We start from the raw sequence: 13,081 nt of genomic DNA, 5'->3' as shown, positions 1-13,081 counted from the left end.
TTTCCAATTATTTATTTGTTATGTGTTATCAGTCGCGTTATCCTATACCATAGTATCTCGTGTTTTTATGATAAAAAATGAAGTATTAATAGTAATTCTTATGTGCGTTATAGGCTACGTTATTTTAGGAATACCGTTGACAGTATTAACTTTACTAAAAAATAAAAAATAGCAATTTTAAAAAAGATGAATACGAATAGTAAGAATTTCTGAAACTGAAAATAGTTTTGGGTTCCTAAAAAGGATGAATAAGAAGGAGTGACAGTGAGTAAGACTGTAAGCGATATGTTGAAATTGAGTGAGGAAGTACGTTCAAAAGGAAAGTCACAATCAAGAACTAAATCAGTAATGAACACAAAAAATGAAGCATTTTATTTTACTAGTTTGGAAATAAGCGAAGACGTCAAAAAATTGAGCGCTATATCAACAAATCTATAAAAATAAGTACCTAGAAGCGTTCTAAATGAACTAGTGAGGTTGTTTCAAAAAGGTTTAAATGAAGAGACATATAGGACATTATTGATTTTCCCAGTAATTCCATTAAGTATGTTAACAGTAGCCATTTTTTGTGGTATTAAAAAATTTCATTCAAACACGTATTGTATTTTGACAGAGGGGAGTTTTATGGGTACGCAAATTGCATAAATAAAAATTTTTAACGATGTAAACCTTATATACATGGTCAGTTTTAGAGGATGTATTTTATTCTTACTAATTCAATTTTTTGAGTATAGAAATGGGTCTTTTTTTAATAAAAAAAATCATTAAAAACCTAGTTACAAAAAATACCTACCTTTAAGAAAGATAGGTAAAAAGAGGTTAAGATGAAAAAGTTTTTATTTAGCTAGAATTGTACAATATTTATAAGTAAATAATACAAATTGAATTTTGTATTATTTTTGATAAAACAGGATAAAAAATCTAAATATTAAGTGATTTAGATTGTATTCCAAAACTATTGTTAGAATAAAATAGTTTCTATTTTTGGGCTGGAGCGGGGCATCGGATAAAGTGTACTTAGTGGTGTACAATTGATAATATCAAGATAAAGATGTCACCCTTTGCATAGAAAATGCAGCTATTTAAGAAAATCTGATTTACGTTAGAACATGCAACAGAGATAGTTCTCTGATAAGACTTACATTGATGCAGAAAGAAATAATTATTATTTCAACGCATACCTGCATTTTAAATGAGTTTACTTTCTATCTCCTACTTTGCTACCGTAAAGACCGTCGTCACAGCTCGCTCAGAACCGTTTGAAAGGTCATTTATTAGGTTTCCCTCATAGAAGAGTTCGGAGGAACCACCACCATCAAGGTTTGCTGCGTTGATTACGCCTAAATCCTTCATTATTTCTTGTAAATCATAAAGACTGGCTCCTGCTGAGGAAGTGGAACGCCCTTCAATTACCACTAAAAATATGGTGCCATCACTTGATTGACCAATGGCCGTCCGGGGTTGTAAACCTCCAGTCTCCTCGTTTTCAATTTGATCTTCTCCATTAATGAGAAGATATGGACCAAATTCAATGGCATCATCAATCCCAGCTGCTAAAGCATCTTTAAAGGTATATGTTCCTAAAATGAGTTTTCCTTCCTTACTCATCCCAATCCACTGAGTCTCTTCTTCAGCGGACCCATAAATAAGCTGACCATCTTGAATGATACCTGAATTTATAGTTGAAACGGAAGAATCAGACTGGCGATTAAAGTCGAAACCGCCAGCATTTACTATAGCTTGTATTGAAGCAGTTTCAGCAAGGGTTTCCGAAACTAATTGTCCTTGATTAAGACTATCAAGATTGGTCGTTAATGCTACCTTAGAAGGATCTTTAACAGTGACAACGTATCCTTGATATGTGCTACCAGAAATTTCCTTTAAAGATGTTTCTCCTACCACACTGGTTGTAGTATTGCTACTACTTGTGGAAACGGCTGTCTGAATTTTTACGCTGGCACTATCTGAATTTTCACTGTTAACTACCGTATATTTTGCTAGAATAGCTTCTATTTCTTCACTGGAAAGAAAAGTTGTTGCTAACCATTTATGATTCGATGTCGACATAGCTGTCTGAACCCAAAGGTCACGCTGTTTGGCAAAAACATTGGTATGAAAAAAGGTGAAAACTCCTCCTAAAACAAATACTCCTATTGCGCTTATAGTGATTAATAGCTTTTTTAACTTTCTTTTCTTATTTTTCATGAACTACGCCTCCTTATAGTTGAATTCCTCGAAATTCAGTCTTCTCAGACCTAGTTTCCTGAATGGTAATAGGTAAACTGTTGTTTTATATGCCTAAGGTGTCCAATGATCTCTTTCCATGTTTCTATTTTTCGTTAGCTGTATTTAATTGTTTCAAAAAAATTGCTCCTCTCCTTTGTTTATTTTTATACAGTTTACTATTTGAACCTTAAATCTAGCCTAAAAGGATAAAGAGTAATAGCAGATAATGTTTAACAAAGTGATGGAATATATTGTTTAAAGGAAAGAATAAACATTTTTTTATAACTCATTTTAAGAAGTGGTTTCTAGCATTTTTTTTAAAAGTATCTGGACGAACAGTAGAGTTAGGAGAAATAGCAAAGCAAGCTGTCATAAAAGTAGTATATGAAGAAAAAGAACTAAACATTCATATTGAGAAGTTTATTCATGATGACTATGATTGGATGTAGCGAATTTGATTAGACGTTATTGAATGATACAAAATTAGAAGTATTGAAAGGAAAGACTTGAATTTTCTTAGATACTGTTTGAAAATCGTGTAAAAAAATACGCAAAGAATCAGTTTCGTTTTGGGGAGCGAAATTCACTCTATAAACCAAAATTACAGAGATGTTATAAAAAATGCACAATACAGGAAATGGTTTTTTTATAAGATGAAAAATAGACTGTAACGTAAGCCAGTACACAAAAATAGCAAGGAGAACTATTAATCTATTCGGGGAAGGGCCTATTTTAAGAAGTAGAGTACGAAGCAGTTTAAAGCTTTAAAGTAGATAAAAAAAGTGATATTTTTAAAATGAAGGGAAAGTCTTGGTAGAGATCATAGTAGTAAGGTGGACTATTTGTTTAATAATATAGAATGCAGACTAATCAGGTCGGCGATGCACCTGTTAATTTTCATTCACAAAAATTTTAGTCTCTCTATTTTATATGATGAGACTAGGTTTGTGATAAACTTTATAGATTTGTATCTTTTAAAGCGACTACGATGGAAGATGATAAAGTAAAGATTCTATATAGCTAGTATAATAATGGGAGTACTTCTGAGCGAAAATTAGATAATGCATTAATAAGTGGAATAAACATTAGTAGTGATAGTTAGAATTAATCATTCTAACAAAATTACCAAGCACTTAATTACATGTCTAAAGTTATAAATTTAGGGCAGAAGAATTTTCTACCCTATTTTGTTCTGCAAGAGAAAACAACTAAATGAATGAGTAATATTCTACAAAAGCTAGATAAGTCAAAATTCCTTTTTGATTTTGGAGTTCTTGATCGGATTAGTCCTATATTAGAGCAGACAGTACTGCAACTTATTGAAAAGTCAGTGTTTAAGGTTAGTAAAAAATGTTCCTACTTCAAGGTATGAAAAAAATCTAAAAAATAGTTAGAAGTAGATTTGGCATTAGTATGAAAAGAAATTCTCTATTTTAAAATAAGTTGATTTATGATTAGAGTTAAGTTAGCTTTTTATACTTTAGTTATAGCACTCTCGAAAAAATTTTCCATGAATGAAGAGATATCCTCAGATAATTCATTTTCTAAAGAATACTTAATAGAAACCATAGCATTTGCTGAGTATAATTCAACCAAAAATTCAAATGGTAGATTGATTCTTTTGTACTTACTTATTCTACCTAGATATTGAGATATGTATTTTTTTAAAATAGATAAAAAGTTTCTTTCTAATGCATATTCACCAAAAGAAGAATAAAAAAGTACTTTTAGTTCTTCTTTATTGACATTTAATTCTTTGAAAATAGAATTTAATGTAACGGAAAGGTTAGTTGTAGAAAAACGTTTTTGAATAAGGGAATCAAATAAATCAGTATAGCTCGTTATGATTTGTTCAAACAAATCAAATTTATCACTGTAGTGAGTATAAAATGTTGATCGACCAACTTTAGCCGATCGGCATATATCCTTTACAGTAATTTTTTCAAAATGTTTTACCTCTAATAAATGAATAAATGATTTTTGGATGAATGTTTTTGTTTTATCTACACGCAAATCGATACCCACTATATATCCTTCTTTCTAGACATTTTTTGTTTTTTTGTTCATTATAGTACATTACAAACAAAATTGTGTCTTTTATTAGTAATTCAATGTAAATAGAATTGTTTATATAGAAAGGGAGGATTAATATGTTTAACAATTATAATAGAAATAAGCAATTCAATTTTCAAATGAACCGCTTTTTAGAGCCTTACGAAGAAGATGGTAGTGTCCAAAAGGAAGTGAAAGAAATAGCGAATCAACTAGAAGATTTAGAATCATGGTATAAAATCTGGTTTGCTCTTGGAAAAAAAAGAGAAAAAGATCTTTTCTACGATGTTGCTTCTTGTTATTATCAGCTAGCAGAATTTTATCTTCCTGAAGAAGATCCAAGAAAACAAATAGTGTATGAGCTCTTTAAAAAAACATTTTATAAAAGTATAGATAGGAGTAATTTGAACTTTATTCAAATTCCTTACGAGAATACTTTTATGCCAGGTGTGATTGTTAAAAAAAGTGAGCATGTTACACAAACATTAATTGTTCATGGCGGTTTTGATTCATACTTAGAAGAACTAATTAGATTAATGAATTTGTTTGATCAACTTGATAACTATCAACTTATTTTATTTGAAGGACCAGGACAAGGCGAATTAATCAAAAAGAAGGTAGCTATGACGAATGAGTGGGAAAAACCAGTCGGAGCTGTATTAGACTATTGTAAATTATCAGAAGCTGATTTATTGGGTATGTCATTAGGTGGTTATTTGGCGTTAAGAGCATCTGCTTTTGAACCTAGAATTAAACGAGTGATTGCATTCGATATTATGTATAGTATGGAGGATGCGTTTAAAGAAGGACTTGTTTCAAAAGACTATCAAACAATTTCATCATTACTTGAAAGTGGGGATACAAATAAATTAAATGAGCGGTTGCTAAAAGTTGCTAGATCCAACAAAGATTTGACATTTAAATTGACAAAAGGCTATTCAATTTCTAATACGAATAAGCCTTCAGATCTCTTAAAATTTATATCTAGTTTTTCTCTTAATGGAATTGAAGATAAAGTTCAACAAGAAGTTTTATTAATGGCAGGAACAAAAGACATGTATGTTCCCGTTTCCAGATTAGCATTTTTAATGACTAAACTCATAAATGCGAAAAAGATTGAAACGATTCTTTATACTGAATGTTCTGGTGGAGAAATGCATTGTCAAGTGGGAAATAAAAAAGAAGCAATTAATGATATGACTAATTTTTTATTGAAACGTAAATAAATCAATTTATGAACCGTTGCTTTTAAAGAAATAACGCTATTTTTTTGCATGATGGCTCCTATAAGTACAACAAAAGTGCAGATAAGTTATTCGGTACAACCTATTAAAGGAGCTGTTTTTTTGTAAAGAGATAAAATAGGTAACAAAATAGAAATGGCCTGGACATCCAAACTAAAAAGACATCATGAGTTTTCATGATGTCTTTTGTTATAGCCAAAAATGGATGTTCGTCGATAATTACTGCGCTCATCGAACTAATTATTCAGACGATATGAACACAGGTATAATTATATCGGCAAACCCTTATAGTGTTTAAAAAAGACTAAATACTCCAAAATTTCAGTTTATGTAGGTAAAATAATTATTAGTCTTGATCAGCTATAATACAGTAAAGAATATAAAAAATGGGTTTCATCAATTAGGGATAAAAAAATCTTTATTAGAAAGCTTTTAATACCTTAAATATGATTTGTGCAAATCTCAATTGCATAGCAAAATACTGAAGGCGTTATGCTAAATTTTTTGACTGTAAGTAACTGTGGATCTTTTTCAATTCAATTTAAAGGACAATATCTTGAGGCATAGTAACGAAATATTGTGTAAGGGTTATTTTTTTATATACAATTTTTATTTTTTGTTATTTTATACATTTTTTCTTGTTATATTAACAAACAAGAAAAATATGAAATAAATGCGAAATTTATTTTATTAATAAGATGATATAATGTTTTAACTATTTTGTCAATGCTGTTTTTTATATTTTAATATCTGTATTTTTTTTATGAGTAACTATATTTTGTATGTTATACATTGTTTTTTATTCGCCGTCAAATCGCCGTCAAACTAAAACGAAGGGGGAAATGATTTATGGTAAGAAAAGGTGAAAATATTTATAAACGAAAAGATGGTCGCTGGGAAGGAAGATACATAAAAGGAAGAAAAAGTGATGGAAGTGCTATATACGGTTATGTATATAACAAAACATATACAGATTTAAAAGAAAGACTCTTAACCATGAAAGCACTATATTCACATAACTATACCTTTAAAACAATTGTCTATCAAGGCAGTCTAAATGATTGGACTATGTGTTGGTTAACTGAAATACAAGGACAATTGAAACCTAGCACATATGCTAGTTACACAAACAAAATGCTAAAACATATCCTCCCTTTTTTAGGGGACATCCCGTTACAATCAATTAAAACAGCAGATTTAAATGACTGGATCAAGAAAATAGAGCAAAATTTATCGCCTAACTCTACTCGAATCGTCTTTCAAGTGTTGATGTCTTGCTGTACAGCTGCAGTAAAAAGGGAATTGATCACGGAAAACCCTTGTAAACATGTTGTATTGCCTAAAAAAACAGCAAATAATATAAACGCGATCACATCGCAAGATCAAAGAAAATTAAAGGAAAAAGCTACAGCACATCCTAAAGGACTTGCGATAATATTAGCATTAGAAACTGGCATGAGGATTGGCGAAATAGCTGGATTAAAGTGGGAAGATGTTGATTTTTCATCAAATCTGCTGACTGTCCAACGTACAATTCAAAGAATCCAATTAATCAATGGTGTGAACCGAAAAACACAAGTTATTGAAGGAACACCTAAAAGTATCACATCTAAGCGAACGATCCCACTGTCTAAAAGTGTCAGCAAACTTTTGAATGATCAAAAGAAAAAAAGTAAGGGGAACTTTGTTTTAGGAGGAGATAAGCCCGCAGAACCACGTTTGATTTCAGTGTGGTTAAAAAAAATATGTCAAAGTTTCCACTTTCCAGCGATTCGTTTTCACCAACTTAGACATAGCTTTGCTACACGCTGTCTAGAAAAGGGAGTGAATATCGCCACGATCAGTGCTTTATTGGGCCATCATTCTACTAAAATGACCCTAGATATTTATGTAAGTTCTTTTATGTCAGAAAAAAGAAAAGCGATCAATTTAATCAGTTAGTCTAGCTACTTTTCAAAAATTTTAACATTTGGAAAGTAACTAGCTTTTTCTTCATTTTCATTTAACGATCCTTTTTTTTTGAAAAGAAATGATTTCTTGCCCTATAAAAGTTATCCAGTCAAGTTTCTACTGAATGGGAATATAACTTAAGCCGTCAAATTTGCCGTCAGAAAATCTTTAGATTTCTGCTATTGATGGGTTTTGAGTGCTAGTTCTTGTTTGTTAATATAACGAGAAAATAAGACTAGAAAAAAATGAAGAGGAGGGAGCCAGATGGAAAATACAATTGGCATATTACATATCAGAGATGATTCTGAACAGAACGATAACATAGGTTTGTTGATAAATAGGGCTCTCAACGAACAACATTACTCGCTGATTGAAATTACTGATAAAAAACAAATAGGAACATTAGATGGCTTGATTATTAATTTGGAGAAATCATCTGATTACGTTAAGGCTTTTCAGTGGCTCATTGATTTAAAAGAAGAGCATTCCTTATTTATTTGGATTCTCAGTGGAGAAAATGATTCGGAGCTGACAAAACTCTATCCTCATTTAAGCAAAAACTCAGTGATAGAAATCATTCGAGCTGATCAAGGATTGGAGACCCTTGGAATCGTCATAAAGAATGCGCTCAACTATAAAAATCAGTTACTAAATAGAGAGAAACCAAAGAAAGAATGTGACAGTCATTTCTTAGACGAATCAAAGCTAAGCCTAGTGGTTCATGACAAAATAATAGCACTAACCCGAAAAGAATTCAAAATAATAGAGCTGTTATATGAAAATTTGGATAGTGTCGTTACCTATGACGAAATCAACAACGCAATCTATGGTACTTCAACAGGTGAGTCGCTAGAAAAATACAGGGTTGCAAACTTTATTTTTCATATCAGAAATAAATTAAAAGAACAATCCTATTTTGAAATTGAAATCATCCGAACCAAGGGTTATCTTCTTACTTACTCAAAAAAAGAACCATTTCTTTCTAAAATACAAGTAAAGAAATCCTACAATGACCAAGTATTAAATAGAATTTAAAGAGCTCAAGCAATTATGTAAAGAAATGGATGGCTAAATGTGTGAAAGAAAAAAAGAATTATTATCAAAAATATCGAAATTATTATCTTTGTGAACTCCTCCTACTAATTGGATGGCTCACTAATTTTGTGCTTTTTTCAAAATTTTATGAAGTAGCCATATTTTACGTAGATAAAAATGCCAAGTTTATGATTCAGTTATTGTTTATGGTGAATTATTACTTAGATGATCTACTAAAGTATCTATTTGTAGCTTTTCTATTGATGACGCTCAATCTCTTCCTAATGTTGATGTTCTATATCAAAAATCAACGAGAAGCAATCAAGCAAAAAGAAATGAACTATTCAATGGTTGGATTTCTATTGATTATTGGAATTAATGTTATAGCGCTAATGAAGACGATCTTGTGGCCGCTATTCTTGTTGTTGTTTATCGTGTCCTTGACAATTGTTTATATCATATATGTCATTACAACCTATTTATACGAGGAAAAAGATGAACAATATGAAGAAAATGAAATCGTTAAATTGGAAGGTCCATTTCAAACAAAAGAAGCAGCCGAAAGCTATACTAAAGAATTTTTAGCTCATTGGACGGACCATTTTGCTAAAAAAGACTATCGCTTAATGGAAAGTATCAACCAAGATGAAAAAAATGGCTGGCATGTAGAAATTATCGTTCAATCCATTAAATAAGAATAAATATTAGTAGTTAGGAGACCTTTTTTTCATGAGAAAGATTAATACGATCTATGCAGCGATCATCTGCGTCTTTTCATTATTTTTTTTTGCAGACCATGTAAGTGCTGCAGATGATGATAATAATTTAGGCTATACAGTGACACTTGTGCAGCCGAACACACAAATTGATCCAAACAAAAGCTATTTTTATGTGAAAACAACACCAGGAGAAGCACAGACCTTAGAAGTCAGAATAAAAAGTACGCGAAAAGAGAATGTACAAATCAAGATTTATGGAACCAATGCGATCACAGGAGATGGAGGAACGATCGAATATAGTGATGACAAATCATACTACGACTCGACCTTAAAAGAACCGGTCACATCGATGCTTAAATTTCCAACGCCAGAAATCACCGTGGGTAACTATGAAGAAAAAACGGTGAAAATCCAATTGACTCCGTCAAAAGAAAAATATGATGGGGTGAAAATGGGCGCCATTGTCTTTGCTTTGGATCAAGGCGAAAAAGCGAAGAGTGGTGTGTCAACCGAATTCTCTTATCGTGTTGGTTTGATCACTTCTCAATCAGGTGATGAATTCAACAATGCTCAGACGCTAAATATGATCTCAGCAAAAGCCTCAATTAAACGAGGCAAAAAAATGGTTTTAGCGAACTTGCAAAATCCAGAACCGAAAGTCTTAGAAAATTTAAGCATCGTAGGTACGATGACTAAAAAAGGCACCGATGAAGTTGTTAAAAGAAAATCCGTAGAAAATTATAGCATGGCTCCTAATAGTTCATTTGATTTTGAAATGGATTGGGGAATCGCTAACCTACCGTCTGGTACCTACACCTTGAAACTGGATGCCTCTAATGACTATCAAGAGTGGCAGCTTAGCAAAGAATTCACGATTACCAATCAACAAGCCAAAAAAATGAATGAAGAAAGTGCTTTTAAAATCATTACGCCAACTTGGATCAAAATCACGACGATCGTCTTGATAATAGTTGTCGGCGTGATCATGCTACTGATCCTTGTGAGAAGAAAAAAATGGGCCAAACAGTGGAAAAAAATCAGAATTGCTAAACGAAAAAAACAAGGAAGTCAAAAGAAAAAAAGAAAAAAAATAAATAGAAAAGCTGGTGAATAAGGATGAAAAAACAGTACGTTATTTGGCCGTTGTTGATTGTGATGTGCGTATTTGGGAGCTTATTAAGTCAGTCGTCTCAGGTGTTTGCGGAACAAGAAAAAACGGACACAGGCATTTCATTTAATCAGTTTATCGAACCAGAAAAACCCAAACCCCCGATTTACGAAACAAAACCGACTGGTTATCCTGATACGGATGGTGCATTGCCTCATTTAGGCCAAATGATGACGTCTTTTATCCTATTACTACTAGGTGTCGCGTGTTTGATCGTATTTTTAGGCGTTATTAGTTTACGGAAAGTGTATAGCATACATGTATAGGAGTGTAATATGAGAGATTATTTATGGATTTATATATTAGGAGGAATTGCCTCTGCTTCATTGCTCTTTTTTCTGGCAACTCTTTCCAAAGATGTATTTTTAGTCAGAAAACTAAGAAAAAAAAGACTGGACCTAGCGATTAATTTCGGCTTATTAGCAGTGTCAATTACCAGTCTTACGTTAATTATCTACCTATTCGTCTTATTAAAAGATCAAATCAAACTGATTGGGTAGCATTAAGCAAAAAATCATTCTGTGGACAATTTATAACAGTAACTGTCGCCAATCTTATTTGTCTAAATAAGAAGGGTGATTAAATTTTGAAAAAAATACTATTTACAACATTACTTGCTTCATCAGCTTTGCTGATTTTTGCAAAACCTGCGAATGCAGAAGTAGTTGGAAGCGAGCAAACAGACTTGGGGATTCGTTTTGATACTGATGGACCAGTAAAACCTGGACCAGGACCATTTAAAGATAACTTAGCATTAGTATGGACACCATCTAAATTTGATTTTGGTCGTCAAGCAGCAACAGCGAATATTGCTACATACAGCAATACTGTAGCCGGAGATCAATATATTGTCGTGAATGATGACAGACAAGGAACTGAAACAGGCAGTGAAGGAACAAGAGCTGTTACAACTTCTGCTTGGAAAGTTTCTGCTACATTGTCTAAATTAGTTTCTAAAGACAGTTCAGCTACAGAATTGCCATCAAAATTAACGTTTACTTTAGGTGATCCACAATCATACGATATTGGTGAAGTTGATCCAGATACAAATGACTTCTTACCAAATCCAATTGAAGGAAACCTAGGCACACTTGCAGATCCTAACAATATTGTTGTGGGCAAAAACGTAACGTTAGAAGCGGGCAATACAACTGCAACAAACATCATTGCTAAAACACAAGCAGATGCTGTTAAAGGCGGTTTCGCTACAAAATTATCAGACACTAAATTAACAGTTACAACAGGTACAGGCGCTGCTGGTAAAGCATTTAAAGCTAGCGTGAACTGGAGTCTAGATAACACATACTAAAAGAAGAACTATTCTTTAGTATGTTGATTTAAATAGGTAAGTAGATTGGTTGACAGTTATTGTTATAAATTGTTCACAGAACTGAGTTATACGACAAGCATTGATTATTTTAGGAAGAGGGGTCAGTAAATGAAGAAGTATTCTACCTGTTTATTATTAATGATTTGTCTAGCATTCTTCTTTGATCCTGTTACCAGTTGGGCCAAACAAGATTCAACGAATTTGATCGATGGTTTATCGTATGAAGTGTTATATCCAGAGAATCAAAAGAATAAAAAACTGGGCTACTTTGATCTTGCCATGCAACCGGGGCAAGAGCAAAAAGTTTCTCTCAAACTATACAACTCATTGTCCAAAGAACTAACAGTCAATGTTAGTTTAAATACAGCAAAAACGAATAGTATCGGTAAAGTTGAGTATGGGCCCAATGATTTAAAGGCGGATTCTTCCTTAACAACTGACTTTATAAAAATCGTGAAAGGCCCATCAAAAGTCGTGATTCCTGCCAGAAGTAGTAAACAACTGGAGTTAATGATCTCTTTACCCAAAGAGATGACCCCAGGTTTAATTGCAGGTGGTATTCAATTACAGCCAGTAGCAGATAGCACGATGAAAGACCAAGGCAAAAAAGATATTGTCGTAAACGAATTTGCATTTTTAGTCGGAATGTTACTAAGAGTCGGCGACACTAGCAGCATCAAACCTGAACTTAAATTAAATAAAACATACATAGCATTCAAAGATGGTAAAAGTCATTTATTTGTGAATATTTCCAATAGTCGACCAGCATATGTCGAAGGGATGGAAGTAGAGGTTCAAGTAAGAAAAACAAACAAACAAAAGGTGTTATTTGAGTATCAAAAAAAGGACATGAGAATGGCGCCAAATTCAGTGATTGATCTTCCAATTGATTTAGCGGATAAAGGCGTATCAGCTGGAGATTATTCTGCTCAAATAAGTATCATATCAAAAACTGGTGATCGGTGGTCTTGGACAGAAGACTTTAAAGTCAACGTATTAGAAGCAAATAGTTTTAACCAGCAGTCAGTTGAACATAAATCAGATAGTAAGCCGATGTTATGGATGATTGTTGTAATAGTAGGTGTATGCGGACTTGTATTCCTTTCAAGGTACAAATTGATTAAACATAAGAAGCATAAAAGAACTGAAACTGAAAAGGCTAGAAAATAAGTCATTTTTGGAACAAAAATCACAAAGAAGAGAACGATAGAATAGGCAATCGGAAAACAACGCTAAAATTCTTCTTGAGCCTCGCCTCTAATCAGCAAGCAGCATATCCCCATTAATGATCTGGTTCGAGCAGTTGAACGAAATAGGTGATAGTGATACAAAGGAGGTGTTGCGATAAGACTCTACT

At 32.6% G+C, this 13,081-nt stretch carries 13 protein-coding genes; 11 read left to right on the top strand and 2 right to left on the bottom strand.

What is annotated here, in order from left to right:
- Window positions 1–264 precede the first annotated feature (264 nt).
- Window positions 265–438: a hypothetical protein gene (locus tag A5866_RS08580; RefSeq protein WP_176271394.1), complete on the top strand. Its 174-nt coding sequence runs from the start codon at window positions 265–267 to the stop codon at window positions 436–438.
- Between the two features lie 774 nt (window positions 439–1,212).
- Here the strand turns inward: A5866_RS08580 and A5866_RS08575 are convergent.
- Window positions 1,213–2,205 (bottom strand): phosphodiester glycosidase family protein, encoded by a 993-nt coding sequence (locus A5866_RS08575; protein ID WP_086443785.1) that lies wholly within the window; start codon window positions 2,203–2,205, stop codon window positions 1,213–1,215.
- Between the two features lie 272 nt (window positions 2,206–2,477).
- Here A5866_RS08575 and A5866_RS08570 point away from each other — a divergent pair, with 272 nt between their 5' ends.
- The gene (locus A5866_RS08570) at window positions 2,478–2,675 is read left to right on the top strand and encodes a hypothetical protein (RefSeq protein ID WP_086278391.1); all 198 of its coding nucleotides are present in this window, start codon (window positions 2,478–2,480) and stop codon (window positions 2,673–2,675) included.
- A gap of 1,024 nt (window positions 2,676–3,699) precedes the next feature.
- Here A5866_RS08570 and A5866_RS08565 read toward each other — a convergent pair.
- A complete protein-coding gene (locus A5866_RS08565; RefSeq protein WP_176271395.1) occupies window positions 3,700–4,251 on the bottom strand; it encodes a TetR/AcrR family transcriptional regulator in 552 nt (183 codons plus the stop codon).
- 125 nt (window positions 4,252–4,376) lie between these two features.
- Between A5866_RS08565 and A5866_RS08560 the strand changes: the two genes are divergently transcribed.
- The 9 genes from A5866_RS08560 (at window position 4,377) to A5866_RS08520 (ending at window position 12,894) form a co-directional block, all read left to right on the top strand.
- Window positions 4,377–5,504 (top strand): alpha/beta hydrolase, encoded by a 1,128-nt coding sequence (locus tag A5866_RS08560; protein ID WP_339099647.1) that lies wholly within the window; start codon window positions 4,377–4,379, stop codon window positions 5,502–5,504.
- An 867-nt stretch (window positions 5,505–6,371) separates the two neighbouring features.
- On the top strand, window positions 6,372–7,463 hold the full coding sequence (locus tag A5866_RS08555; RefSeq protein ID WP_086443786.1) for a tyrosine-type recombinase/integrase: 1,092 nt from the start codon (window positions 6,372–6,374) through the stop codon (window positions 7,461–7,463).
- A 273-nt stretch (window positions 7,464–7,736) separates the two neighbouring features.
- Window positions 7,737–8,507, top strand: coding sequence for a winged helix-turn-helix domain-containing protein (locus tag A5866_RS08550; protein ID WP_339099770.1), 771 nt, complete (start codon window positions 7,737–7,739; stop codon window positions 8,505–8,507).
- Window positions 8,508–8,548: 41 nt separating this feature from the next.
- Entirely contained in the window at window positions 8,549–9,202 is a 654-nt protein-coding gene (locus A5866_RS08545; protein ID WP_086443789.1) for a hypothetical protein, read from the top strand.
- A 34-nt stretch (window positions 9,203–9,236) separates the two neighbouring features.
- Window positions 9,237–10,340, top strand: coding sequence for a DUF916 and DUF3324 domain-containing protein (locus tag A5866_RS08540; RefSeq protein WP_086443790.1), 1,104 nt, complete (start codon window positions 9,237–9,239; stop codon window positions 10,338–10,340).
- A gap of 2 nt (window positions 10,341–10,342) precedes the next feature.
- On the top strand, window positions 10,343–10,660 hold the full coding sequence (locus A5866_RS08535) for a hypothetical protein (protein WP_086278405.1): 318 nt from the start codon (window positions 10,343–10,345) through the stop codon (window positions 10,658–10,660).
- A gap of 9 nt (window positions 10,661–10,669) precedes the next feature.
- A complete protein-coding gene (locus A5866_RS08530) occupies window positions 10,670–10,894 on the top strand; it encodes a hypothetical protein (protein WP_086278408.1) in 225 nt (74 codons plus the stop codon).
- Between the two features lie 86 nt (window positions 10,895–10,980).
- The gene (locus tag A5866_RS08525; RefSeq protein WP_086443791.1) at window positions 10,981–11,703 is read left to right on the top strand and encodes a WxL domain-containing protein; all 723 of its coding nucleotides are present in this window, start codon (window positions 10,981–10,983) and stop codon (window positions 11,701–11,703) included.
- Between the two features lie 129 nt (window positions 11,704–11,832).
- Complete coding sequence (locus A5866_RS08520) at window positions 11,833–12,894, top strand: DUF916 and DUF3324 domain-containing protein (RefSeq protein ID WP_086443792.1); 1,062 nt, start codon at window positions 11,833–11,835, stop codon at window positions 12,892–12,894.
- Window positions 12,895–13,081: the final 187 nt, after the last annotated feature.

Origin of the sequence: Enterococcus sp. 12C11_DIV0727 (assembly GCF_002148425.2) — a bacterium.
GTDB lineage: Bacteria > Bacillota > Bacilli > Lactobacillales > Enterococcaceae > Enterococcus_L > Enterococcus_L lemimoniae.
The sequence above is the reverse complement of the archived record's forward strand: the minus strand, read 5'-3'. Positions and strand labels throughout refer to the sequence as shown.